This is a genomic window from Cryobacterium sp. TMS1-13-1 (assembly GCF_004403125.1).
Taxonomy (GTDB): domain Bacteria; phylum Actinomycetota; class Actinomycetes; order Actinomycetales; family Microbacteriaceae; genus Cryobacterium; species Cryobacterium levicorallinum.
The window spans coordinates 22,646-47,501 of record NZ_SOGX01000005.1 but is presented as its reverse complement, the minus strand read 5'-3'; the positions used below and the strand labels follow the sequence as shown (position 1 = coordinate 47,501).

The following is a 24,856-nucleotide window of genomic DNA, read 5'->3' as shown; positions in this document are numbered from 1 at the left end:
CCGCCCGCCGCGCGGGTCAGTCCCGAACAGTTCAGTCCCGAACAGTTCAGTCCCGAACAGTTCAGGCGTGCTGAATCGGAATCGACGTCGTCGACGGCGGTCGCTCGAACAGCATCTCCAGCCCCGGCCGCAACTCGGCCAGCCACGCGGCATAGCCGGCCGCGTTCAGGTGCAGCCGGTCGATGCCGAAGGTCGGGTCGAGTTCACCGTCTGGCAGGGCCAGGGCCGGCCACAGGTCGAGGTATTGCACGTGCTGGGTGGGGGCGTACTGCCAGACGTGTCGGTTGATCGAGCGGATGGTGCCGGCGAAGTCCCGGTCGCGCGGCAGCACCGATTGCACCATGATGCGGGTCTCCGGCAGGGCACGGCGCAGCGTGTGCAGGATGGTTTCGAGGTTGCGCACGACATATTCGTCGGATTTGCGCCAGCCGAGATCGTTGGTGCCGACCCCGATCACAATGGCGTCGGGCCGCAACTCAATCACCTGATCAAGCTGTGAAATAATCTCATCGGTGGTATTACCGCTGGCAGCGAGATTGTGCACCTCGTACTCGGGAAACCACTCTTCCCACTGACCATTCGCGGTGAGGCCGTCGCCCAGAAAGGCGAGTGAAACTGTCATAGTAGGCCTCCTATCCGCTCTCCATCATGCCCCGAACCGGGCAGAGTCGCCAGAATTCCCAGAGTATACGCACGTTCTACTGCTGCTCAGTCCTCGTCGGAGCGTGCAGCCGACGCCAGCGGATGCTCCGCCTCGGCTTCGCGTTCCGCCGCAGCCACGGCCGTGATGCGGGTCGCCATGCCCTCGAAGATGATGCCGTGGAACGGAAAAATAACCGCCCAGTACAGCCGACCGCCGAGGCCGCGGGGAAAGAACACCGCGCGCTGCCGATAGAGCGAGCCGCCGGCATCCGTCGGTGTGACGCTCATTTCGAGCCAGGCCCGCCCGGGAACGCGCATCTCGGCGCGCAACCGCAGAAAGCTGCCGTGGTCGATCCGCTCCACCCGCCAGAAGTCGAGCACCTCACCGGTGTGCAGGTGGTCAGGGTTGCGGCGGCCGCGGCGCAGGCCGACCCCGCCGACCGCTTTGTCCATCAGGCCGCGCACGGCCCAGGCCAGCGGGAAGGAATACCAGCCGTTCTCACCGCCGATGCTCTCGATGACCCGCCAGAGTGCGGCCGGTTCGGCCGGGGTGGTCTTCTCGCGCAGGTCGGTGTAGACGGCGTGGCCGGCCCAGTCCGGGTCGCTCGGCAGCGGGTTGCTGGAAGCGCCCTCGATCGAGGAGTTGCGCCAGCTGGTCTCGACGTCGCCGTCGCGCATGCGGCCCAACGCCAGGCGCACCGCGCGCCGGTAGCCGGTGAGGCCGCCCTCCGGCCGCGGAATGTACTGATCGATATTGCTCTCGTGCACGACGCAGTCATACTGCAGCGACGCGATGATGGGAATGGCGAGGTTACGCGGAATGGGTGTGACCAGGTTCACCCACTGGGAGGCGAGCCACGGGGTGAGCACCGGCAGGGCGGCGATCGCCCGCTGTTTGAGGCCGGCTTCGAGGGCGTAGCCGTTCATCATCTGGCCATAGCGCAGCACGTCGGGGCCGCCGATGTCGAAGGTGCGGTTCACCTCGGGGGCGAGGTCGGCCGCAGCTTGCAGGTAGTAGAGCACGTCACGCACGGCGATCGGCTGGATCTTGTTGCGCACCCATTTCGGCGCCGGCATATACGGCAGCACATCGGTGAGGTGGCGGATCATCTCGAACGAGGTCGAACCGGAGCCGATGACGACGCCGGCCTGGAAGGCCGCGGTCGGTACACCGCTGGAGAGCAGGATGCGGCCGACCTCCATGCGGGAGCGCAGATGGGCCGAAAGCGTCTGTGTGTCTGGATGCAACCCGCCGAGGTAGACGATGCGCGACACGTGCGCTGCAGCGGCGGCCTCGGCAACGTTTTCGGCGGCGATGTGCTCGGTCTTCTCGAAATCACCGGCCGCACCCATCGAGTGCACGAGGTAGTAGAGCACGTCAATGTCGGCGCAGGCGGACTGCACCGATTTGGCGTCGCCGAGGTCGCCCTGCACGATTTCGACCTGGTCGGACCAGGGCACATCGCGCAGCTTCGACGGGCTGCGCACGAGCACGCGCACCGTGAAGCCGGCTTCGAGGAGTTTGGGTACGAGGCGTCCGCCGATGTAGCCGGTCGCACCGGTGACAAGTGCTCTGCGTGAGATCATGCGGCGGAGTTTATCCCGTCCGCTTGACCCCCCGCTGAGTGCCCCGGAACCGATTCAGAGAATAGCTTTGGTGTGCCAGACCGTCTTCAGTTCGGTGAAGGCGAGGATGCGGGACAGCGCTGGTGCTGCGGCATCCGTTCCCGTCTCGGGCGGGAGCACCCGCTTGAGCGTGTCGGCGGCGCTGATCTGCAGCTCGACCCAATCCAGGTCGCCGGCTCCGACGAGGTCGAGGGCGTTGACGTCGGCGTGGCTGGCCAGCCAGGGCGCGATCTCAGCTGGCGAACCGGTCACGATGTTGACCACTCCACCAGGCACATCACTCGTGGCGAGCACCTCGCCGAGGCTGATCGCAGACAGCGGCGCACTCTCCTTGGCGACGACGACGACGGTGTTCCCAGCGACGAGGGCCGGGGCGATGGCGCTGACCAGTCCGAGGAACGATTCGGTGCCCTGCGGCGCGATGATCGCCACGACGCCGGTGGGTTCGGGCACGGACAAGTTGAAGAACGGGCCGGAGACCGGGTTGGCATTGCCGGCAACCTGCACGTACTTGTCGGCCCAGCCGGCGTACCAGACCCAGCGGTCGATGGCTTCGTCGACCTGGGCGCTCGCCACGGCGGTATTGACGCCCTCGCTGCTCATGATCTCGTCGATGAACTGCGCCCGACGGCCCTCGAGCAGTTCGGCGATGCGGTACAGCACCTGGCCGCGGTTGTAGGCCGTGGCGCCGGCCCAGCCGCCGAGCGCGCTGCGAGCGGCAACGACAGCGTCGCGGGCATCCTTGCGGCTGCCCTTCGCTGCGTTGGCCAGAAACTCGCCCTTGTGCGAGAGCACCTCATAGACGCGGCCGGATTCGCTGCGCGGAAACTTGCCGCCGATGTACAGCTTGTAGGTCTTGGGGATGGCGAGGCGGTTCACTTGGCGGCCTTCTTTGCAGATGCTGATTTCTTGGTGGCGGGATTCTGCTGCACAACGGCGGCGGCGGACCGCGAGCCGGTGCGCACGGCGGGCTTGAGATAGGCAGCGAGGCCGTGGCGGCCGCCCTCACGGCCGTAGCCGCTCTCCTTGTAGCCGCCGAACGGGCTCGACGGATCGAACTGGTTGAAGGTGTTCGCCCAGATCACGCCGGCGCGTAGCTTGTCGGCGACGGCCAGGATGCGGCTGCCCTTGTCACTCCAGATTCCGGCGGAGAGACCGTACGGGGTGTTGTTCGCCTTGGCGATGGCCTCGGCCGGGGTGCGGAAGGTGAGCACCGAGAGCACCGGGCCGAAGATCTCGTCACGGGCGATGCGGTGACTGGTCGACACGTTGGTGAAGATGGTCGGCGCGAACCAGAAGCCGTTCTCGGGGATGACGCAGTCGGTGCTCCAGCGTTCGGCGCCCTCCTGCTGACCCAGCTCGGACAGTTCGCGAATGCGGGCGAGCTGCTCTGCACTGTTAATGGCGCCGATGTCGGTGTTCTTGTCGAGCGGGTCGCCCAGGCGCAGCGTCTGCATGCGGCGCTTGAGCCGGTCGATGACGTCGTCGTGGATGCTTTCCTGTACGAGCAGGCGACTGCCGGCGCAGCAGACGTGGCCCTGGTTGAAGAAGATGCCGCGCACGATGCCCTCGACCGCCTGGTCGATCGGGGCGTCATCGAAGACGATGTTGGCGCCCTTCCCGCCGAGCTCGAGGCTGAGCTTCTTGTCGGTTCCGGCGACCGAACGGGCGATGGCCCGCCCGACCGAGGTCGACCCGGTGAAGGCGACCTTGTTGACGCCGGGGTGGTTGACCAGCGTCTGCCCGGTGCTGCCATCACCGGTGATGATGTTCACGACACCGGCGGGCAGGTCGGCCTGCTGCAGAATCTCAGCAAACAACAGCGCGGTGAGCGAGGTGGTTTCGGCGGGCTTGAGCACGACGGTGTTACCCGCGGCGAGGGCGGGGGCGATCTTCCAGGCGAGCATCATGAGCGGAAAGTTCCACGGGATGACCTGGGCGGCAACGCCGAGCGAGGCCGGGTTCGGGCCTACTCCGGCGTGATCGAGCTTGTCGGCCCAGCCGGCGTAGTAGAAGAACCAGGCGGCGACGAGGGGAATGTCGACGTCGCGGGTCTCTTTGATCGGTTTGCCGTTGTCGAGGGTTTCGGCGACGGCGAGTTCGCGGGCGCGTTCCTGCACCAGGCGGGCGATGCGAAACAGGTACTTGCCCCGGTCGCTGCCGGACAGACGGGACCAGACCCCGTCGTAGGCGTGCCGGGCGGCCGAGACGGCGTCGTCGACATCCGCTTCGTTGGCGGTCGCGATCATGGCGATCTGCTGTTCGGTGGCCGGGTTGATGGTCTGAAACGGGGTGCCGCGGCCAGCCGTGAAGTCACCGTTGATGAACAGGCCATAGTCGGTTTTGAGGCCCAGCAGTGCCTGCGACTCGGGGGCCGGAGCGTAGTCAAGAAATTTCATGGTCGTTCCTAATCAATCGTCACGTAGTCGGGGCCGGAGTAGTGCCCGGTCGTCATCTTCTGGCGCTGCAACAGCACGTCGTTCAGCAGGCTGGAGGCACCGAAGCGGAACAGGTGCGACACGAGCCACTCCTCTCCCACCGTTTCGGCGACGGTCACGAGGTACTTGATGGCGTCCTTCGAGGTGCGGATGCCGCCGGCCGGCTTCACGCCGATGCGCACGCCGGTGAGGCGGTGCCAGTCACGCACGACCTCGAGCATGGACAGCGTCACCGGCAGCGTTGCGGCCGGGGCGACCTTGCCGGTGGAGGTCTTAATGAAGTCGCCGCCGGCCAGAATGGCCAGCCAGGAGGCGCGGCGCACGTTGTCGTAGGTGTTCAGCTCGCCGGTCTCGAGGATCACCTTGAGGTGGGCCCCCGATCCGTCGGCGCGGCGGCAGGCGTCTTTCACCGCGACGATCTCGTCGTAGACCTGGCCGAAGCGGCCGGCCAGAAAGGCGCCACGGTCGATGACCATGTCGATTTCGTCAGCGCCGGCGGCGACCGAGTCGCGCACATCGGCGAGCTTGATGGCGAGCGAGGCGCGGCCGCTGGGGAAAGCGGTGGCGACGGCGGCCACGTTGACTCCCTCGGTGCCGCCGGCGGCGTGGGCGGAGCCGAGCGCGGTGACGGCCGTGCCGACCATGTCGCCGTAGACGCAGACCGCGGCGACGCGCGGGCAGCCGGGGTCGCCCGGGTCGGGTACCAGCGCCTTGGCGACGAGTGAACGCACCTTGCCGGGGGTATCGGCGCCCTCGAGGGTGGTGAGGTCGATCAGTCCGATGATGGTGTCGATCGCCCAGCGCTTGGAGCTGGTCTTGATCGAGCGGGTGCCGAGGTCGGCGGCGCGGGCTTCGAGGCCGACGGCGTCGATTCCGGGGATGCCGTGCAGGTACCGGCGCAGGTTGGCGTCGGTGGCCTCCCCGCCGATCAACGAGGCGGCGCGCTGATCGGGTTGGTAGGTGGCCAAGGGGCTACTGGTCATGGGGTGTCCTTCTGGGCATATGCGTGCTGTGCGGTGGCACTGGTGTTATGGGTCACAGATGTTCAGTCTTGGAGGAGGGCGTTCGCGGTGTCTTCGTCGGTCACCAGAACGGTGCACAGCCCGTTGCGCACGACGGCGCGGGCGATGGCGTGTTTGGAGCGTCCGGAGATGACGGCGATGGTGAGCGGGGCGCGGCGCAACTGGTCGAGCTGGATGCCGACCGTGCGTTCGTTGAGTTCGGGGTCGACGATTCGGCCGTTGTGGTCGATGTAGCGGCCGACGACGTCGCCGACGGCGCCGCGCGCCACGAGATCGTCGATCTGGGCGACCGTCAGGTAGCCGCTGTCGACCAGGGCGGAATTCGCATCCGCCTGCCCCGCACTGAAGACGTAGGCCTGGGCGTTGCGGGCCAGGGCGAGCACCCCGGCAACCGTGCGGTCGGCTTCCATCGCCTGTTTGGTTTCGAGACGTTCGAAGATGGCGGGGCTCGGCAGCAGGGTGGCCGAGCCGTCGGCCTTGTGCGCGATGGTCACCGCAGTGGATGCCGCGGTGCCGGTGCGCTGATTCAGGCTGACGCCGCCGTTGATCTGCACCACGTTCACCCCCGGCGCCCAGCCCTGTTTGAGGTGCAGGGACACGTCGTGCAGGGTGCGACCCCAGCTGATGCCGAGGGTGCGCGGAATCGGGCGGAGGCTCGTGAGATAGTCGGCGGCGGCCTGCGCGGTGCGCGACTGCAGCTCGGCGTCGCTCGACACCCCGGCGGAGGACACCACGATGGCATCGGTCAGACCGGTCGATTCGCGCAGCCGTCGTTCGATCGGCAGCCGGCGGGCGCGCGGGTGCACGATTTCGATGCGGATGAAGCCGTTCGCCTTGGCGCTCGCGAGCAGCCGGCCGACCTTCCATCGGGTGAGTCGCAGAATCACGCCGATCTCATCCTGGGTCTGGTTTTCTTCGTAGTACAGCTCGGCCGCGCGGATGGAGAGGAGTTCGTCGGTGTCGCTCATATACGGTTCGCGGTCCAATCGGTTGAGTCAAGCCTACGTGGGCCCGACGCGCGAATCAACAGCTGTAGGCAATCTTGCTCTTTTGAGCAGGAGCCTCCGCTGGGCGCGTTGAGCGAACCCATCCCATACGATCAGAGCATGCGCGCCAATGAAGCTCTCGAGTACGTTCTCGCCGTCGACGTTGGAGGAACCAAGGTCGACGCTGCACTCGTGGACGACCGAGGTACGGTGCTTCCAAGCAGTCGGCACCGCGCGCCGACCGGGGCCAGCGCGACCAGTGAGCAGCTCGCATCCGCTGTCAGAACTGTCATTCTGGCAACCCTCGCGAGCGTGCCGCCGGGCTATCCGCTGATCGGCGTCGGCATTGGCTGTGCCGGGCCGATTCACCTGAACTCGGGGGCGGTATCGCCGCTCAATCTGCCGGTGTGGCGCGAGTTCGGGCTCCAGGAGCTCGTGGCCGAGCTGGTTCCCGGTCTGGATGTGCGGCTGCGCATGGACGGCCTGTGCATCACCCTGGCCGAACACTGGGTGGGCGCGGGCCGCGGAGTCGACAACCTGATGGGCATGATCGTGTCGACCGGTGTCGGCGGCGGCCTGATTCTCGGCGGCATCACGGTGTCCGGTCCCACCGGAAATGCCGGTCATATCGGCCACATCGAGGTCGGCGGCTTCTTGGATGCCTGCGCCTGCGGCGGAACCGGCTGCATCGAGGCGATCGCCTCCGGGCCGAAAACCGTCGCCTGGGCCAGATCTCAGGGCTTCACCGGCGAGTCCGGCGAGGACCTGGCGGCGGCCTACGCGGCCGCCGACCCGATCGCGATTCTTGCCGTAAAGCGCAGCGGTCGGGCCCTCGGCCAGGCGATCGCCTCGGCAGCGACGCTGCTCGACCTCGACGTGGTCGCCATCGGTGGTGGCTTCTCGAATGTCACCCCCGACCTGCTGGATTTCGCTCGCGCAGCGATCCTGGAACGCGTGCAATTCGCCTACGCCACCCGGGTGCGCGTGGTGCACTCGACCCTCTCGGGCGACGGCCCGCTGATCGGCGCCGCTGCGCTGATTCACCGCGCGGAATTGGTGCCGTAGCCGGCTGGCTCAGCGGGAGCGTGCCAGGTCGTCTTCGAGCATGTGCGGTCGACCGATCACCGCTCCAGCGACGAGCACGACCAGCGCCGTTACGAGGAGGAAGACCAGCGGCCAGGTCCACCCACCGCTCAGTTCGTGCAACAGGCCGAAAACCAGCGGGCCCAGGGCACCGAGGGTGTAACCGATGCCCTGCACGAAGCTGCTGAGCGCGACCGCACCGGCATGGGTGCGGGTGCGCAGATTAATGAGCACGAGAGCCAGCGGGAAAAACATGGGTCCCAGGCCGGCGAGCGACACCCAGAGCCAGGTCAGGGTCGCCGGCAGGAACAGTAGCCCCAGATCGCCGATCACGAACGCGAATACGCCCACGTAGACGAGCGGGCCGATATTTTTCAAGCGGGCGGTGAGGATCGGAATGATCAGGGCGCACGGGATTCCCATGCCGGCGTAGACCGCGAGAAGCGTCCCCGCCTCGCCCGGAGTCACCCCCGCGGTCTCGACGAGGAGCTGAGGCAGCCAGGCGAACATGGCGTAGGCGTTGAGCGACGAGGTCGCGAACACGCCGGCGATGGCCCAGGCGATCGAGGATCGCCACAGTCGACCGAGAATGGCCGCATCGGCCTCATCGACCACGGGGCTCGGCGATTGCTCGGTGCGGTGCCGCACGAGCATCGTGATCCACGGCACCAGCGCCAGCAGAGCCAGCAGCATCCACATGCCGAGCGAGATTCGCCAGCCCGCGGCATCCGCTACCGGAACGGCGATGAGCGGAGGAACGAGGGTGCTCAGCGACATCACTGTGGCGTAGAGGGACGTGACGAGGCCGATCCGGTCCGGAAAGTACTTCTTGACCAGCGGTGGCAGGAGCACATTGCCGACGCCGAGGCCGGCGAAGGCGATGACACTGCCGATAATGAGCATGGTGATCGAGCCGGATGACCCGCGAGTGAAATGACCGACCAGAATCGCCAGGAGAGCGAGCACGAGGGGCAGTTCGAGGCCATGGCGGCGGGTGATCATGGGGGTGAAGATACCGAACAGGGCAAAGCAGACCGGCGGAAGCATGCCGAGCACGCCGAGAGCTACCACCCCGAGCGGAATATCGACGTTGATCTCGGCGACGATGGGCGAGAGGGCAGTCACCGCGTTGCGGAGATTGGCAGCGACCAGAATAATGCCCAGCAGGGCCAGGCCGCGTCCCGGCCAGAGGGGGCTGGGGGTTGCGGTAGTCACTCGGTCAGTATAGGGGCGATGGTCAGCCGAGCGGATGCGACGGCTACAGCCCCGCGCGCTCCCGCCGAATGCGCTCCGGTAGGTCTTTCAGGTCCTCCCAGCGGCCCGGAGCAACGAGGGCCGGCAGAAGCATGGCCCACATTTCGGTGAGGCGCTGGTCAATGTCGGCCCGCTTGGTCAATACGTCGGAGACGACCTGCACGCCGGTGAAGGCAGCGGTGCAGAAGTGCGCGGCCGCGCGGACGTCCAGCTTTGGGTTGACGTCGCCGGAGGCGATCCCCCGGCGGAGGAATTCCTCGCAGGCGACCATCCAGTCAAGGTACGGACCGGCCACCGGGGTGGAAAAATTCACCGCTTCGATGGTTAAACGGATGCCGGCGCTCACGACGAGGTCCTCGCGGAGCTGCCGGGCGAGCTCGTAGGACATCGAGACGAGGGCGTGCAAACCGGGATAGTTGTCATCGAGGAGCTTCTGCCCGGCCGCCGCCGACGCCGCGTGCTGCGCGTCGATTATGGCGACGGCGAGGGCTTCTTTGGAATCGAAGTGGAAGTACAGGGCCCCCTTGGTGACGCCAGCCGCACCGCTGACCTGGGCAAGGGACGTGCTCCCGTAACCGCGCTGCTCAAAGGCCGCTGCTGCACCGCGAATTATCGCGGCGCGCGTTTCGACCGCTCGTACTTGTTGTGACATTGGATCCCCCGGGAAATGCGTGAGTTTCCAGAATACCCGGGGGCAACGACTCCCTCGTCGCCATGGTGCAGATCGGGCGGGCCGCACACCTGTGTCCGACCAAGCGCACCAACTGGGTTCTGGCGGTGCTGCTCGCCCCGGTGTTTGGCGCGACCGCCTGGTTCGCCGTCGGTAACCGGCTCCGACTGGACTAAACCAGGCCCGGATTTACGGGCCCAGGATCGTGCGCACCCGCGCCACGTCGTCGCGAATCTGCTCGATCAGCGGGTCGATGCCGGCGTAGGCGACCATGCCGCGAATCCGTTCAACGAACGCGACGTCGACCACACGGTCGTACAGGTCCAGCTCGGTCTCATCGAGCACGTAGGCCTCGACCTGCTTCTGCGCCACCCCGTCGAAGGTGGGATTGTTGCCAACCGAAATCGCCGCCGGGTAGCGAGCACCGGCATCCGTCAGCCAACCGGCATAGACGCCATCGGCCGGAATTAGACCCTCGGAATCGGTGGACAGGTTCGCGGTGGGAAAGCCCAGTTCGCGACCGCGGGCTGCGCCGTGCACCACCATTCCGCGCACGGTCGGCAGATGCCCGAGCAGGTCTCCGGCGTCGCGCACCGCACCGGCACCGAGCAATTCGCGAATCCAGGTGGACGAGACCCGGCGTTCCCCGTCTGGTTTCACATCGTCGATCAGTCCGACGGTGTAGCCGAATTCGAGGCCGAGTTGCCTCAGCAGGGCGACGTCGCCGGCCCCCTTGGCTCCGAACCGAAAGTCACGACCGACGAGCACGAAACGGGCGTGCAGGGCGGTGACCAGAATGTTTTCGATGAACTCGCGCGGCGGAAGGCTGGACAGGGCGTGGTTAAACTCGAGCAGCAGGGTCGCGTCGATCCCGGTCTCGGCGATCAGGTTGAGTTTCTGCTCCGCGCTGACCAGCGTGCTCGGGCAGTTTTGCGGCGAGAGCAGGGCGAGCGGATGCCGGTCGAACGTCACGACGACGGCCGCCAGCTGTTCGCGCTCGGCGACGCTCTGGAGCTCGGTGATGACCGCCCGGTGTCCGGCATGGACGCCGTCGAACTTGCCGATGCTCACGGCCGAGTCGGGCCAGTCGCTCGGCACGGACTCGACGCCGTTCAGAATCTTCATGGGCGACCCTCGCTCACCGACGCGACGCGGTGGCGGGCGAGCCACCACATGCCCAGCAGGGGCAGCACGAGGGGAATGAAGAGGTATCCGCTGCCGTAGATCGACCAGACGGTCGCGTGCTCGAACAGCGCCGGATCAACCAGACTCAGGGTACCGACGACGAGTACGCCCAGCAGTTCAAAGCTGATCGTGATCCAGGCGATGCGATACCAGCGAATGCTGCGCCGCGTCAGGGCCACCGTGGCCACGATATAGACCACCGCGGCAAGAGCAGACAAGGAATACGCGAGCGGGGCTTCATCAAAGGCCCGCATGATTTGTACGAAGGAGCGGCCGGTGGCGGCGAGGGCCAGCACGCCGTAAACGGCGATGAGGAGTCGACCGATGCCGCTCACCCGCTCGGCGGCGGCGGACTTCTCGGTCGGGGATTCTGTCATCGCTCTGTTTTCATTGCTCGATAATTATTGCAGCTTCCGCGGGGCTACCGGAACCGGGTCAGCTCCCCTGCACGTTCCAGATCTGGTTCATGCGGTAGAGCATGACCGCGACCGACAGGCAGGTCACGCCGAGAATGACGGTGCTCCAGCGGCTGCGTTCGACCAGCGCCCAGAATCCGGCCGCGACCGGCAGCGCAATGGCACTGACCAGGTAGGTATAGAACTCAAGCAGACTGCCAGTGGCGTCGTTGCCGGCCAGTGGCGCCGCGATCGCGGCAGCGAGCTGCACGATGAGCAGCAACTCGACGAGGGCGGCCGCGCCCATGGTGAGGTCGGTGGGTTTGCGGCCGAGCAAGCCGAGGATGACACAGAGCACTCCGCCGGGCACGGCGATGCCGAGCTGCAGCCAGGTAAACCATTCGATCATGAGCTCTGTTCCGGTTCGGTGGCGGTCGGGAGATCTGGCGGAAAGTTCAGCAGCGACTTGGCCTGGTCGCCGCGATACTCGACCAATCCGACCAGGCGCCCGTCCGGCGCAATGGCGGCGACCGGACCGGTGCGGGTGGCGTCTTTCTCCACCGTGATGCGTTTTCCATGACTGAGGTCGATGGCTTGCTCTGCGGACAGGTCGAGGCGTGCCAGCAGCCGGGTGGCGGCATCTGCTGGAGAAATGAGGTTGGCGACGACATCGACCTGCTCGAGCGTGGCCGCGTTCTCGATGCGGAACGGGCCGATTCTCGTGCGACGCAGCACGGTGAGGTGGCCGCCGACGCCGAGTGCCACACCGAGGTCACGGGCGAGGGCACGAATATAGGTACCGGAGCTGCACTCGACCCGCACCTCGAGGTCGAGAAAACCGTCGCCAGGCGTGCTCGTGAGCAGGTCGAAACCGCTCACCGTGACCGGTCGGGGCGGCAGCTGCACGTCTTCGCCGGCACGCACCCGGGCGTAAGCCCGTTTTCCGTCGACCTTGATGGCGCTGACGGCACTCGGCTGCTGGCTGATATCGCCGGTGAGGTTGTCAATACCCGCGACGACTGCTTCGGCGCTGATCGCGGCGACCTGTTCGCCCGGTGCGCGAGTGAGTACATCGCCCTCGGCGTCATCGGTCGTGGTGGACTGCCCCAGACGAATGGTCGCAAGGTATTCCTTGCCCTGCCCGACTACGAAGGTGAGCAGCCGGGTCGAGCTGTCGATGCCGAGCACGAGCAGGCCGGTGGCCATCGGATCGAGGGTGCCGGCGTGGCCGACCTTGCGGGTCCCGGCCAGGCGCCGGGTTCGGGCGACAGCGTCATGGCTGGTCCAGCCCTGCGCCTTGTCGATGAGGAGGAGGCCGCTAGTCACTCCATGAGGGTATCAGCGTGGAACGCTCCCTCCCGAAACGCGATCTAGGCTGGGGCTATGCGAATTGCTGTGATCGGCGCCGGCGCCCTGGGCGGACTCTTCGCGACCCTGCTCGCGCGGGCCGGCCACGATCTCACCATCACGGCCCGCGAGGTTGCCAGGTCGCTGATTCGAGAGAACGGAATCCGACTCACCGGAGGTTACGGGGATGCGCAATGCCGCGTGTTGGTGCGGGAGATTCTGACCGAAACGCCGGATCTGACCCTCATCTGCACGAAGGCGCAGGATGCCGCGGCCGCCATCGCCGAGAATGCCGAGCTGCTCGACGGCTCACCGGTGATCGTCGTGCAGAACGGGCTGGACGGGGTGCGAATCGCCCAGGATCTGCTGCCCAACTCGGAATGCTTCGGCCTGCTCACCCTCATTGCCGCGCACTACATCGGGCCGGGCCGCGTGCGGGTGACCACCGCAGCATCAAGCTACCTCGGTCGCGGCAACGGCAAAGCGGATGCTGCCACCCAGCACTGGCAGTCGGTGCTGGACGAGGCGTTCCCCACGCTCGCCGCCGAAGACTTCGTGGGCGCCCAGTGGACCAAGCTCGTGGTGAACATGCTCAACGCCCTGCCGGCCATCACCGGGCTGAGCGTGCAGGCGGTCATCGCCGATGCACCGCTGCGCCGAATCCTGACCGAAAGCATGCAGGAGACCGTGCAGGTGGGGATGGCCCGCCACGTCACCTTTGGGTCACTGCAGGGGATGAGCGATCGCAGCCTGCGCGTGTTCGCGCGGCTGCCGGTGGCTCTCGGACAGACCCTGCCGCTGCGCATGGGCGCAAAAATGGGTCCGGTCGCCAATCTGGGGTCGACCCTGCAGAGCATCAAGCGGGCCCACCTGACCGAAATCGACCACCTCAATGGCGCTGTCGTGCGCCAGGCCGAACTGGCCGGACGACCGGCACCGGTCAACGCGCTCCTGACCGCGCTGGTGCACGAGGTGGAGATCAGCCGGGAATTCCTGAAACCGGCGCAAGTCATGGCCCGGTTCGATCAGCTCACCGCCACCAGCCACTAGCAGCGGTCGGTCAAGACCCGCCGCGGAAGGGTGGCGTTGGTGTTGTCGACGACCGCCGAAACCAGGTCCCGCGGGCGCACATCGGCGAGGTACTGCCGGTCGGAGTCGCTCCCTGGCTCCGATTCAAGCAGTACGCTGAACAGCCACAGCCCGTGCAATTCCGGTCGGTTGCTGTAGGCACCGTCGACGATGAGAATGGCGTCAGCCGGGGCGGTCTGCCAGGTCGGTTGAATCCAGGCATCGCGGTCGGGGTCGAATTCCTCGGTGACGAACCCGGTACTGCCACCCAGGCGAAAGGGTTCGACCAGTACGCGGCGCAGCGCCGAGTAGTCGTACCCGACCCGGTACAACCGCTCGGAAACATCGAGGCGGTCTCCGCCGAGTCGCTGTTGCTCGGCGCGTGAGTGCTGAAAGTTGCGCAGGCTGGCTCTAAACGTGGGGTGTTCGCTCTCGCGGAACACCGCCGCGAGGTCGTCGGCGAAGCCGACGCGGCCGGCCTTCTCGCTGCCGTCGACGGCAATGATCGTACGACCTCGGCCGTAGTTGTGCAGAATCTCGGCGGCCAAGGTGCGTAGAAATTCGATCCGGGGTGTGGAAACCAGCTTCATGAAACGAGCCTAGATTAGAACGGATGAACATCGCGCCCTCGAATCGCACTGCGGCGCCGCAGGACGCGCCCGGTGTGCCCGTTGCAACAGCTGCCGGCACCGGAGCCAACGCAGCTCGTGCGGCCGTTCCGGGCGCGGTGGCCGCCAGCAGGACGGCTGATGTCAGCACCACGCTCAACGCCTGGTTCCTGGCCAACGCCCGCGACCTGCCCTGGCGCCGCGAGGGATTCGGCGCCTGGGGCATTCTGGTGAGCGAATTCATGCTGCAGCAGACCCCGGTGAACCGGGTCATTCCCCGGCTGCAGGAGTGGCTCGCGCGGTGGCCGACACCCGCCGACCTGGCCGCGGTGCCGCCGAGCGAAGCGGTGCGCGCCTGGTCCAGCCTAGGGTACCCGCGGCGCGCCCTGTGGCTCCACGCTGCGGCCGTGCAGATCACCGAGCAACACGGCGGCGTCGTCCCCTCCGACATCGATGCGCTGCTCGCCCTGACCGGGATCGGGGACTACACCGCGCGTGCGGTGGCAGCGTTCGCGTATGGCCACCGGCATCCGGTCGTCGATACCAACACACGGCGGGTGATTGCCCGCGCCGTCGCGGGCGCTGGAGAACCGGCACCGCCCAGCCGCGGGCGTGACCTCGAGGCGATGGGTGCCCTGCTGCCCGAGAGCGCGCTCGAAGCCGCCCTGTTCAACGCAGCGATCATGGAGCTCGGCGCGGTCGTCTGCACCAGCCGCAGCCCGCACTGCGATATCTGCCCGATTCGGGACGACTGTGCCTGGCGCGCCGCCGACTACCCCGAGTTCACCGGAACGCGCAAGACCGTGCAGAAGAAGTTCGCGGGCAGCGACCGGCAGGTACGCGGCCTGATCATGGCCGAGCTGCGCTCCACCCACCGCGCCGTAACGGAAGCCGAGATTGCTTCGCTCTGGCCAGAGGCGGCCCAGTTGCAGCGGGCGCTGCACAGCCTCGTGGCCGACGGCCTGGCGGTCGACTCCCCCGACGGTTACACCCTGCCCGACGGGATGTCATGAGCATCGGTCTGATCTGGGCGCAAAGCCGCAATGGTGTGATCGGTTTCGACGGCCGCCTCCCCTGGCACCTGCCCGAGGACCTCGCCCATTTTCGCGCGATCACCGGTGGCGGTGTCGTCATCATGGGCCGGCTCACCTGGGACTCGATTCCCGAACGCTTCCGTCCCCTGCCGGGCCGCCACAACGTCGTGATCACGCGCCAACGGGACTGGGCCGCGCCCGGGGCAACCGTTGTGCACAGCTTCGACGACGCAATCGCGATTACCGCTGCTCCGGCCTGGGTGATCGGCGGCGCCGAGATCTTTCGCCTCGCCCTCCCGCACGCCGACACCCTCGAGCTGACCGAGATAGACGAACAGTTCGCCGGCGATACCCTCGCCCCAGCACTTGCGCCCGACTGGACCCGTGTAAACACCAATCCAGCCAGCGGATGGCTCCACTCCAGCACCGGCCTGCCCTACCGTTTCGCGCGCTACCAGCGCGCCCCCGCCATCCACTCGCCGCACCCTGCCGCCCCACCAGCACCAGCACCAGCACCAGCACCGTAAACCCGCCGCCTTAAACTGACCCGGCCCGGGCCCGGAAAGCAGGCCCATGACCTATCATGGGCCCAGTTTCCGGGCCCGGGCCCGGTCGAAGGTGGCGCTAGTGCTTCGCGGTGCTCGCAGCGTCGGAGTCGTCGGAGTCGTCGGAGTCAGCGGAGTCGTCGGAGTCAGCCGACACCTCGTCGGCCTCGTCGTCTTCGAGGTCGTAGTCGCGCGGCTTCTTGTACGGGTCGGCATCGCCGGCATAGGTAGCAGTGCCCTTGCTGTCCTCGGTCGCGGTGTCGCGATCGTGCGCCTCACGCAGCAGGTCATCGATGAGCGCGGCGTTTTCGGGAATTCCGTCGGCGATGAACTCGATCGACGGGGTGAGCCTCGCAGTGATGTTCTTGCCGACCTCGCTGCGCATCAGGCCGGTGGCGGCCTTGAGTGCGGCTGCACTGTCCGTGCGCTCGTCGATCGAGCCGTAGACGGTGTAGAACACCGAGGCGTGCTGCAAATCCCCGGTGACCTTCACGTCTGTGATGGTCACAAACCCGAGCCTCGGGTCGCGCAGGCCGCGTTCCAGCCGCTTGGCGATGATGACCTTAATGCGGTCCGCCATCTTTCTGGCGCGTTCCGGATCTGCCATTGCATTACTCCTTGTTAGCCGGCACCGAAGCGCCGGATCATTCTGTGTTTTCAACACCTTATTAAACGGATGCCGCGCACCCAACTGAGGGTCGACGCAAATTTCCCCTTGAAAAGGGAATCGGGGTAGGGGTCCCCGCTCTCTTTCCTTTTCAAGGGGAAATTTGCGGAGACCCGACCCACGGTCGGTTCTCAATGAAAAGACCGACCCAATGCAGAAGTCGGGCTTCGCGAGAAGCCCGACCCCCAAACCAACGCTAGACGCGCGGCTTCTCCTTCATTTCGATGGTCTCGATCTCATCGCCAATTCGGATGTCGTTGAACTTGCCCAATCCGATACCACACTCGAAGTCCGTACGGACCTCGGTGACATCGTCCTTGAAGCGGCGCAGCGACTCGATGCCCAGGTTGTCCCCCACCACGATGCCCTCGCGAATAACGCGAGCCTTGGCATTTCGGGTGATGGTACCGCTTCGCACGATGACACCGGCGACGTTTCCGAACTTCGACGAGCTGAAGACCTCGCGAATTTCGGCGATACCACTCTGGATCTCTTCGTACTCGGGCTTGAGCATTCCCTTGAGGGAACTCTCGATGTCCTCGAGTGCGGAGTAGATGACGGAGTAGAAGCGCACGTCGACACCTTCGCGAGCAGCACGCTCGCGGGCCTTCGTGTCCGGGCGAACGTTGAACCCGATGATGATGGCGTTGTCGACGGTAGCGAGGTTGACGTCGCTCTCCGTGACCGCACCGACACCACGGTGGATGATGCGCAGCTGCACCGAATCGTCGACCTCGATCTTGAGGAGCGACTCTTCCAGGGCCTCAACGGCACCGGAAACGTCACCCTTGATGATGAGGTTGAGCGACTCGACCTTGCCCTCTTCGAGCGCACGGGTGAAGTCTTCGAGGCTGATGCGCTTGCGGGCCTTGGCCAGCAGTGCGTTGCGCTCGGCGGCTTCACGCTTCTCGGCGATCTGACGGGCGGTGCGGTCTTCCTCGATGACGAGGAAGGTGTCGCCGGCGCGGGGAACGCTCGACAGACCCTGCACCTGGACCGCGCGGGACGGCGTGGCGGCGAGAACGGCAACGCCGTTTTCGTCGGCCATCGCACGAACGCGGCCGTAGGCCGTTCCGGCGACGATGGAGTCTCCGACGTGCAGCGTTCCGGACTGGATGAGCACGGTTGCCACCGCGCCGCGGCCCTTGTCCAGGCGAGCCTCGATGGCGACACCGCGGGCGTCCTTGTTCGGGTTGGAGCGCATGTCGAGTGCGGCATCGGCGACCAGGAGCACGGCGTCAAGAATTTCCTTGATACCGGTCTTGTTCTTGGCCGACACGTCGACGAACATGACGTCTCCGCCGTACTCTTCGGCAACGAGGCCGAATTCGGTCAGCTGCTGACGCACCTTCTGCGGGTTGGCGCCTGGCTTGTCGATCTTGTTCACTGCAACCACGATCGGCACGTTGGCGGCCTGGGCGTGGTTGAGCGCCTCAATCGTCTGCGGCATGATGCCGTCGTCGGCGGCAACCACGAGGATCGCGATGTCGGTGACCTGCGCACCACGAGCACGCATGGCGGTGAACGCCTCGTGGCCCGGTGTGTCAATGAAGGTCATGGCACGGTCGATGCCCTCGTGCTCGGTGATGATCTGGTAAGCGCCGATGTGCTGCGTGATACCACCGGCCTCGCCCTCGGCAACCTTGGCGTTACGGATCGCGTCAAGCAGCGCGGTCTTACCGTGGTCGACGTGGCCCATGACGGTGACGACGGGAGGACGAATCGCAAGGTCCTCGTCGGTTTCGTCTTCGAGTTCCTGATCGATGTCGATATCGAACGCGAGCAACAGCTCGCGGTCTTCGTCATCGGGCGAGACCATCTGAATCTTGTAGCCGAGTTCGCTGCCGAGTACGTCGAACGTGGCCTCGTCGAGGGACTCCGTTGCCGTGGCCATTTCACCGAGGTGGAACAGCACGGTAACGAGGTTTCCGGGGCTCGCGTCAATCTTGTCGGCGAAGTCCGTGATGGATGCTCCGCGGCGCAGACGAACAACGGTGCCACCGTCGCCGCGGGGTACGGATACTCCACCCAGCGACGGGGCCTCGCGCAGCTCGAACTCTGCTCTCTTCGTACGCTTCGACTTGCGCGCCTTGTTCTTGCCGCCACCGCGACCGAAGGCACCAGCGGTGCCACCGCCCGGGCCGCGACCGCGACCGGCTCCGCCTCCTCCGCCGGCAGGGCGGGGCGGGCCGAAGCCGGGGGCTCCGGCAGGAGCTCCGGGGCGCGTGAATCCGGGGCGTGCTCCACCGGCTCCACCCGGGGCGCCGCCGGGGCGCTGGAAGGCGCCTGGGCGCTGACCGAAACCGGTCGGGCGTGCCGCCTGGCCGGGTCCACCGGGGCGAGGGGCACCGGGGCGCGGCGCCGGAGGGCGCGGAATGTTGCTCGGGGTGGGTGTTGCGGGGCGCTGGCCCATGCCCTGTGCGCTCGCGAACGGGTTATTCCCCGGACGCGGCGGCTGAGCTGGGCGCTGGCCCATGCCCTGGTTGCTGGCAAACGGGTTGTTGCCGGGGCGCGCAGCTCCCGGGCGAGGCATGCCCGGCTTGACCGGCGTAGCCGATCCTTCCGTGGCCTTCGCTTCGGGGGTGTCGGTGCTGGGCTTGTCACTCGCGGCGGCAGCAGCCTTCTCGGCAGCAGCAACCTTCTCCGCAGCAGCAGCCTTCTCCGCGGCCTGGGCCTGGCGCTCGGCGACGGTGAGCGGCGCGACCGGTACGGGCGCAGCATCCGCTGCCGGGGTCTCTACGACGACCGGAGCAACCGGCTCGGCGGCCGGCTTGGGGCCTGGGCGAGCACCGGGCTTGGCGCCGTGGCTCGGACGTGCGGGTGTTGCCGGGGTGGCAGCAGCACCAGCGGCGGGCGCTGGGGTGGCAGCCTTGGCTGCGGCACTTTCCGTCTGAAGCGCCGCGCGAAGGCGACGTGCTACGGGCGGTTCAACACTGGAAGACGGTCCTTTTACGAACTCGCCCATTTCTTTCAATTTAGCAAGGGCTACCTTGCTGTCGACTCCGAGCTCGGTAGCGATCTCGTGTACGCGTGGTTTCGCAGCCACAATTCTCCTGTTCCGGGTCTGCACCCGGAAAGGGGCAGACCGTTAATAACGGACGGGTCTCATTTCGAGCCGCTCATTAGTTATCCATAAGCCAATTCAGCCTGTTCTCTAGTTGTTTCGCGTCCAGTGACCTGGTCACGCGAAAAGCACGCCCGAAAGCGTGGCGCCTTACGGCATCCTGAAAGCACGCTTCAAGGGCGTGCAGCCACGCACCTCTACCGGGGATTGTGGCGGTTTCATCCACCACAACTTCTGATTTCCCAGCAACGATCCGCAAAAGTGAGGATCGAGGGGCGCGCGAACGGCAGCCAATACACGTTCTAACGGAATTCATCGTACCCCCTATTCGGCATCCTCCAGAATGCTGTCGGGCTGAATGTCGATTTTCGCACCGGTCAACTTGGCGGCGAGGCGCGCATTCTGGCCCTCTTTGCCGATCGCGAGCGACAGCTGGTAGTCGGGCACGAGGGCACGCACAGCCTTGATCGACTCGTCGATCACGTAGGCGCTCGTCACCTTGGCCGGCGACAGAGCGCTCGCGACGAAGGTGGCGAGGTCGGGCGAGAAGTCGACGATGTCGATCTTCTCGTTGTTGAGCTCGACGGTCACGGCGCGCACGCGCTGGCCGAGTTCGCCGATGCAGGCACCCTTAGCGTTCACGCCGGGTTCGGTGGCGCGCACGGCGATCTTGGTGCGGTGGCCGGCTTCGCGGGCGAGGGAGACGATCTCGACGACTCCGCTGGCGATCTCGGGAACCTCGAGTGCGAACAGCTTGCGCACGAGCGAAGGGTGGGTGCGCGATACGGTGATCTGCGGGCCCTTGAGCCCACGACCGACAGCCGTCACGAACACGCGAATGCGCGCGCCGTGAACGTAGCTCTCGGTGGGAACCTGCTCCTCGGGCGGCATGATCGCTTCGATGGTGCCGAGGTCGACGTGAATCATGCGGGGGTTAGGGCCCTGCTGAATGATTCCCGCGATAATGTCACCCTCGCGGCCCTTGAACTGACCGAGCACGGCGTCATCGGCCAGGTCGCGCAGACGCTGGTTAATGACCTGCTTGGCGGCGAATGCGGCGATGCGACCAAAGTCGGTGGGGTTGTCGACGGCTTCGCCGATGACGTTGCCCTCGTCGTCGTGCTCGGGAATGTAGATATCCACGTGCCCGGACTTGCGGTCGAGAACGACGCGCGCTTCGGGCACTTCCTGGATATCGTGCTTGGCTTCAGCAATCTTCGAAGCTTCCAGCTTCGACACGTCTTGCTGGATGTGCTTGACATAGGCGGTCAGAATCGCCTGTTCGATGATTTGCACGAGTTCCTCGAAGGGAATCTCTTTTTCGCGCTCCAATAGCCGCAAAACACTGAGGTCGATGTCCATGGCCGGCCTCCTCTATTCAGATCTTGCCGCCGCGAAACCGCGCAGCGGGCTGGATACTACGGTACCCGAATCTGCGACGTCCCGTCACCCATTCTCCCCGCGGTGGGTCGGTTCAGCGCTGGTTCGGTTCAGCGCTGGTTCGGTTCAGCGCTGGTTCGGTTCAGCGCTGGTTCGCTGCAGAACGGATGCTGCCGGCTCAGTTGGCCGGCAGCATCCGTTCTCGATGAAACGATCCTTAGACGAAGTGCCTGGCGACGTCGGCGACGTCGACCTGCTCGCGGTCGCCGGTGCGGCGGTTCCACAGCTCGACGATGCCGTCGGCGGCTCCCCGGCCGACGATGACGATCCACGGCACGCCGATGAGCTCGGCGTCACCGAATTTGACGCCCGGCGAGACCTTGCGGCGGTCGTCGTAGAGCACCTCGCGGCCGGTGGCTTCGATCGCGGCGACGACGGCCTCCGAGGTGTCAAAAACGATTTCGTCCCGGCCGGTGGCGATCACGTGCACGTCGAACGGTGTGACCGATTCGGGCCAGATCAGGCCCTTTGCGTCGTTGTTGAGTTCGGCGATGACCGCGAGGATGCGGGTGACGCCGATGCCGTATGAACCCATCGTGACCGTGACCAGCTTGCCGTTCTCATCGAGAACCTTGAGACCGAGCACCTCAGCGTACTTGCGACCGAGCTGGAACACGTGCCCGATTTCCATGCCACGAATAAGTTCGACCGGGCCGCTTCCGTCGGGGGCCGGGTCGCCGGCGCGCACGTCGGAGGCTTCGACCACGTCGTCGATGGCGAAGTCACGGCCAGCAACGAGGCCGAACACGTGCCGGCCCGCTTCGTTGGCGCCGGTGATCCACTCGGTTCCGGCGACCACGCGCGGGTCGACCAGAAAACGGATGCCGGTGGTCGACTTGGTACCGAGCACTGCGCCAGCTGCTCCCCACGGGCCGATATACCCCTTGACCAGGCCGGGGTTCTTGGCGAAGTCGCTCTCGTTGGCGGCCTCGACCTCGGCGGGGGCGAAGGCGACCTCGACGCGCTTAAGGTCGACTTCGCGGTCGCCGGGAACACCGATCCCGATGAGTTCACGGGTGCCGTCAAGGTTCGTGAGCGCGAGCACGACGTTCTTGAGGGTGTCGGCTGCGGTCCACTCGCGACCGTCGAGGCGCGGGTGCTCGGCGTTGGCCTTGTCGACGAGCGTCTGAATGGTCGGGGTGTTCGGGGTGTCGAAGACCTGCGCGGCGGGCAGGGTGCTGAAATCTTTGTCGGCCGGAACGAGGGTGCGAAAGGCCTCGATGTTGGCCGCGTAGCCACCAACGCTGCGCACGAAGGTGTCTTCACCCACCGGGGTGGGGTGCAAAAACTCTTCGCTCTTGGAGCCACCCATGGCGCCGGCATCCGCTTGGACAATCTCGTAGTCGAGGCCGAACCGGTTGAAGATGCGCTCGTAGGCGTCGCGCTGCAGCTGGTAGCTCAGGTCGAGGCCGGCGTCGGTGTAGTCGAAGGAGTACGCGTCTTTCATGGTGAATTCGCGGCCGCGGAGCAGTCCGCCGCGTGAGCGTGCCTCGTCGCGGTACTTGTCCTGAATCTGGTAGATCGACAGCGGCAGGTCCTTGTAGCTGCTGTACAGGTCTTTGACGAGCAGCGCGAAGACCTCTTCGTGGGTCGGTGCGAGCAGCATGTCGGAGCCCTTGCGGTCTTTCAGGCGGAACAGGCCCTCGCCGTATTCATCCCAGCGGCCGGTCAGCTCGTAGGGCTCGCGCGGCAGCAGGGCCGGAAAGTGCACCTCGTGTGCGCCGGCCGCGGTCATCTCTTCACGGATGATGCGCTCCACTTTGGCCTTCACCCGCAGGCCGAGCGGCAGCCAGGCGAAAATGCCCGGGGCCTGGCGACGGATGTAGCCGGCCCGCACGAGCAGGCGGTGGCTGGTCACCTCGGCGTCGGAAGGGTCTTCGCGGAGTGTACGGAGGAAGTAGTTGGAGAGACGTGTAGGCACCCGTCTACCTTACGCGCGCCTCGCGATCCGCTCCCCCATCGGGTTCAGTCAGGATTCCCAGCGCCTTTCACCGTCTACATGCGTGTCGGTCGGGTGCAGGCCCTGTTTTCGTGCTACCGCGCTGGAGGCCTGATGGTCCGGATGAATGTGCGCCGTGAACCGGGCGACCTTGTGGCCCGTGAGCCAGTCGACCATTGCCCGCGTCGCCTCGGAGGCGATCCCGTGCCCCTGGTATCTGGTCGAGATGACCCAGGCGATGTCGGCCACGAGCGCTCCATCGTCGTGCCTGACGGTCGCCTGTACGAACCCCGTCGGATCGCCCGTGGAGCGGTCGACGACGATCCAGTTCAGCCACCACTCGGATCCGTCGTCGGAGCGACCGGCGGCCTGCGCAGCGTACCGAGACTCGAGTTGCGCTCTCGTCGGTGCCGTGCCACCGGTGAATTCGTACAGCCTCGAGTCGGACAGCACCGCGCCCATCGCCGGCGCGTGCTCCACGGCGAGCGGTTCCAGCCGCAGCCGTTCGGTCTCGATGGGTTGTATCGATGTCCGAGGCATTATTGCGGTCCGGCCACAATCTGTATCCGGCGTCCTGAACTACTTGGAGCCGACGGACACCGTGGGGCTGCCGAGTTCAGCGGCAGGCATCTCGGCGGCGAGACGATTGGCCTCTTCGATCAGGGTCTTCACGATCTCAGACTCCGGCACGGTCTTGATGACCTCGCCGCGCACGAAGATCTGGCCGCGACCGTTTCCGCTTGCGACGCCGAGGTCGGCCTCGCGAGCCTCGCCCGGTCCGTTGACGACGCAACCCATGACGGCGACCCGCAGCGGCACTGTCATTCCTTCAAGCCCGGCGGTGACGTCGTTGGCGAGCTTGTAGACATCCACTTGGGCCCGGCCGCAGCTGGGGCAGGAGACGATCTCGAGCTTGCGCTCGCGCAGGTTGAGCGACTGCAGAATCTGCAGGCCCACCTTGATTTCCTCGACCGGCGGGGCGCTGAGCGATACGCGGATGGTGTCGCCGATGCCCTCACCGAGCAGCAGTCCGAACGCCGTGGCGCTCTTGATGGTGCCCTGAAAACTCGGACCGGCCTCGGTCACACCGAGGTGCAACGGCCAGTCGCCCCGTTCGGCTAGCAGGCGGTAGGCCTTGACCATGATCACCGGGTCGTTGTGCTTGACCGAGATCTTGAAGTCGTGAAAGTCGTGCTCTTCGAACAGGCTCGCCTCCCAGACGGCGCTCTCCACGAGCGCCTCCGGGGTGGCCTTACCGTACTTCTGCATCAGGCTCGGCTCGAGCGAACCGGCATTGACACCGATACGCAGACTGACCCCGGCGGCTTTGGCGGCCGCCGCGATCTTGCCGACCTGGTCGTCGAACTTGCGAATATTGCCGGGGTTCACGCGCACGGCAGCGCAGCCGGCGTCGATCGCGGCGAAAACATAGTTCGGCTGAAAGTGGATGTCCGCGATGACCGGAATCTGGCTCTTCTTGGCGATAATAGGCAGGGCCTCGGCGTCATCCCGGGTGGGCACAGCAACGCGCACAATGTCGCATCCGCTCGCCGTGAGCTCGGCGATCTGCTGAAGCGTCGCGTTGATGTTGGTGGTCGGGGTGGTCGTCATCGATTGCACGCTCACTTGAGCATCGCCACCGACCAAAACCTTTCCGACCTTGATCTGACGGGATTTACGTCTGGGAGCGAGTACCTCAGGTACTTTGGGCATCCCCAAGTTGATTGCAGCCACCTGCTCAGCTTAGTTGTCGCCGCAGCGGGCAAGCTGAATGCCGCCCGAGATCAGCGCTCAAGCCGTTCTGGCAGCGTCTCCCGAAACGCGGCTGCGTGTTCGAGGTCGG

General features: G+C 66.0%; 25 protein-coding genes. 5 read left to right on the top strand and 20 right to left on the bottom strand.

What is annotated here, in order from left to right:
* Positions 1 to 61 precede the first annotated feature (61 nt).
* The 6 genes from E3T31_RS04075 to E3T31_RS04050 form a co-directional block, all read right to left on the bottom strand.
* Positions 62 to 622: a GDSL-type esterase/lipase family protein gene (locus E3T31_RS04075; RefSeq protein WP_134467601.1), complete on the bottom strand. Its 561-nt coding sequence runs from the start codon at positions 620 to 622 to the stop codon at positions 62 to 64.
* Between the two features lie 86 nt (positions 623 to 708).
* Positions 709 to 2,229 (bottom strand): SDR family oxidoreductase, encoded by a 1,521-nt coding sequence (locus tag E3T31_RS04070; RefSeq protein WP_134467600.1) that lies wholly within the window; start codon positions 2,227 to 2,229, stop codon positions 709 to 711.
* Positions 2,230 to 2,283: 54 nt separating this feature from the next.
* Entirely contained in the window at positions 2,284 to 3,147 is an 864-nt protein-coding gene (locus E3T31_RS04065) for an aldehyde dehydrogenase (RefSeq protein ID WP_134467599.1), read from the bottom strand.
* Positions 3,144 to 4,667, bottom strand: coding sequence for an aldehyde dehydrogenase family protein (locus E3T31_RS04060; protein WP_134467598.1), 1,524 nt, complete (start codon positions 4,665 to 4,667; stop codon positions 3,144 to 3,146). The genes E3T31_RS04065 and E3T31_RS04060 overlap by 4 nt, the downstream gene beginning before the upstream one ends.
* An 8-nt stretch (positions 4,668 to 4,675) precedes the next feature.
* Positions 4,676 to 5,689, bottom strand: coding sequence for a deoxyribose-phosphate aldolase (gene deoC / locus E3T31_RS04055; protein ID WP_134467597.1), 1,014 nt, complete (start codon positions 5,687 to 5,689; stop codon positions 4,676 to 4,678).
* A 62-nt stretch (positions 5,690 to 5,751) separates the two neighbouring features.
* Positions 5,752 to 6,696 carry a sugar-binding transcriptional regulator gene (locus tag E3T31_RS04050; RefSeq protein WP_092450038.1) on the bottom strand — a complete coding sequence of 315 codons (945 nt, stop codon included), beginning with the start codon at positions 6,694 to 6,696 and terminating at the stop codon, positions 5,752 to 5,754.
* 138 nt (positions 6,697 to 6,834) lie between these two features.
* Here E3T31_RS04050 and E3T31_RS04045 point away from each other — a divergent pair, with 138 nt between their 5' ends.
* On the top strand, positions 6,835 to 7,779 hold the full coding sequence (locus E3T31_RS04045; protein WP_134467596.1) for an ROK family protein: 945 nt from the start codon (positions 6,835 to 6,837) through the stop codon (positions 7,777 to 7,779).
* A 9-nt stretch (positions 7,780 to 7,788) separates the two neighbouring features.
* On the opposite strand, the gene E3T31_RS04040 is transcribed toward E3T31_RS04045, so the two are convergent.
* On the bottom strand, positions 7,789 to 9,012 hold the full coding sequence (locus E3T31_RS04040; RefSeq protein ID WP_134467595.1) for a CynX/NimT family MFS transporter: 1,224 nt from the start codon (positions 9,010 to 9,012) through the stop codon (positions 7,789 to 7,791).
* Positions 9,013 to 9,055: 43 nt separating this feature from the next.
* Entirely contained in the window at positions 9,056 to 9,703 is a 648-nt protein-coding gene (locus E3T31_RS04035; protein WP_134467594.1) for a ScbR family autoregulator-binding transcription factor, read from the bottom strand.
* A gap of 62 nt (positions 9,704 to 9,765) precedes the next feature.
* Here E3T31_RS04035 and E3T31_RS04030 point away from each other — a divergent pair, with 62 nt between their 5' ends.
* Positions 9,766 to 9,897 (top strand): PLDc N-terminal domain-containing protein, encoded by a 132-nt coding sequence (locus tag E3T31_RS04030; protein WP_134467593.1) that lies wholly within the window; start codon positions 9,766 to 9,768, stop codon positions 9,895 to 9,897.
* A gap of 13 nt (positions 9,898 to 9,910) precedes the next feature.
* On the opposite strand, the gene E3T31_RS04025 is transcribed toward E3T31_RS04030, so the two are convergent.
* The 4 genes from E3T31_RS04025 to truB are packed head-to-tail and all read right to left on the bottom strand — an operon-like array spanning position 9,911 to position 12,627.
* Positions 9,911 to 10,846 carry a bifunctional riboflavin kinase/FAD synthetase gene (locus E3T31_RS04025; RefSeq protein WP_134467592.1) on the bottom strand — a complete coding sequence of 312 codons (936 nt, stop codon included), beginning with the start codon at positions 10,844 to 10,846 and terminating at the stop codon, positions 9,911 to 9,913.
* On the bottom strand, positions 10,843 to 11,283 hold the full coding sequence (locus E3T31_RS04020; RefSeq protein WP_134467591.1) for a hypothetical protein: 441 nt from the start codon (positions 11,281 to 11,283) through the stop codon (positions 10,843 to 10,845). Before E3T31_RS04020 ends, E3T31_RS04025 begins: the two co-directional genes overlap by 4 nt.
* A gap of 58 nt (positions 11,284 to 11,341) precedes the next feature.
* Positions 11,342 to 11,710, bottom strand: a complete 369-nt coding sequence (locus E3T31_RS04015) for a hypothetical protein (protein WP_092450052.1) — start codon at positions 11,708 to 11,710, stop codon at positions 11,342 to 11,344.
* A complete protein-coding gene (truB, locus tag E3T31_RS04010) occupies positions 11,707 to 12,627 on the bottom strand; it encodes a tRNA pseudouridine(55) synthase TruB (protein ID WP_134467590.1) in 921 nt (306 codons plus the stop codon). Before truB ends, E3T31_RS04015 begins: the two co-directional genes overlap by 4 nt.
* A gap of 57 nt (positions 12,628 to 12,684) precedes the next feature.
* Here truB and E3T31_RS04005 point away from each other — a divergent pair, with 57 nt between their 5' ends.
* Positions 12,685 to 13,698, top strand: a complete 1,014-nt coding sequence (locus E3T31_RS04005; RefSeq protein ID WP_134467589.1) for a ketopantoate reductase family protein — start codon at positions 12,685 to 12,687, stop codon at positions 13,696 to 13,698.
* Here E3T31_RS04005 and E3T31_RS04000 read toward each other — a convergent pair.
* Positions 13,695 to 14,306, bottom strand: coding sequence for a hypothetical protein (locus tag E3T31_RS04000; protein WP_134467588.1), 612 nt, complete (start codon positions 14,304 to 14,306; stop codon positions 13,695 to 13,697). The two genes, E3T31_RS04005 and E3T31_RS04000, sit on opposite strands and share 4 nt — an antisense overlap.
* A gap of 23 nt (positions 14,307 to 14,329) precedes the next feature.
* On the opposite strand from E3T31_RS04000, the gene E3T31_RS03995 reads away from it, so the two are divergent.
* Positions 14,330 to 15,337, top strand: a complete 1,008-nt coding sequence (locus E3T31_RS03995; protein ID WP_134467587.1) for an A/G-specific adenine glycosylase — start codon at positions 14,330 to 14,332, stop codon at positions 15,335 to 15,337.
* Positions 15,334 to 15,885 (top strand): dihydrofolate reductase, encoded by a 552-nt coding sequence (locus E3T31_RS03990; RefSeq protein ID WP_134467586.1) that lies wholly within the window; start codon positions 15,334 to 15,336, stop codon positions 15,883 to 15,885. Before E3T31_RS03995 ends, E3T31_RS03990 begins: the two co-directional genes overlap by 4 nt.
* 97 nt (positions 15,886 to 15,982) lie before the next feature.
* Here E3T31_RS03990 and rbfA read toward each other — a convergent pair whose 3' ends face one another.
* The 7 genes from rbfA to ispG form a co-directional block, all read right to left on the bottom strand.
* On the bottom strand, positions 15,983 to 16,510 hold the full coding sequence (gene rbfA / locus E3T31_RS03985; protein WP_134467585.1) for a 30S ribosome-binding factor RbfA: 528 nt from the start codon (positions 16,508 to 16,510) through the stop codon (positions 15,983 to 15,985).
* Between the two features lie 256 nt (positions 16,511 to 16,766).
* Positions 16,767 to 19,616, bottom strand: a complete 2,850-nt coding sequence (gene infB / locus E3T31_RS03980; RefSeq protein ID WP_134467584.1) for a translation initiation factor IF-2 — start codon at positions 19,614 to 19,616, stop codon at positions 16,767 to 16,769.
* A gap of 76 nt (positions 19,617 to 19,692) precedes the next feature.
* Entirely contained in the window at positions 19,693 to 19,950 is a 258-nt protein-coding gene (locus E3T31_RS03975) for a YlxR family protein (protein WP_092450068.1), read from the bottom strand.
* Between the two features lie 8 nt (positions 19,951 to 19,958).
* Positions 19,959 to 20,996 carry a transcription termination factor NusA gene (nusA, locus tag E3T31_RS03970; RefSeq protein WP_092450070.1) on the bottom strand — a complete coding sequence of 346 codons (1,038 nt, stop codon included), beginning with the start codon at positions 20,994 to 20,996 and terminating at the stop codon, positions 19,959 to 19,961.
* A gap of 235 nt (positions 20,997 to 21,231) precedes the next feature.
* Positions 21,232 to 22,995: a proline--tRNA ligase gene (locus E3T31_RS03965; protein WP_134467583.1), complete on the bottom strand. Its 1,764-nt coding sequence runs from the start codon at positions 22,993 to 22,995 to the stop codon at positions 21,232 to 21,234.
* Positions 22,996 to 23,043: 48 nt separating this feature from the next.
* Complete coding sequence (locus tag E3T31_RS03960) at positions 23,044 to 23,553, bottom strand: GNAT family N-acetyltransferase (RefSeq protein WP_134467582.1); 510 nt, start codon at positions 23,551 to 23,553, stop codon at positions 23,044 to 23,046.
* 39 nt (positions 23,554 to 23,592) lie between these two features.
* Entirely contained in the window at positions 23,593 to 24,747 is a 1,155-nt protein-coding gene (gene ispG, locus E3T31_RS03955; protein ID WP_174844842.1) for a flavodoxin-dependent (E)-4-hydroxy-3-methylbut-2-enyl-diphosphate synthase, read from the bottom strand.
* Positions 24,748 to 24,856 lie beyond the last annotated feature (109 nt).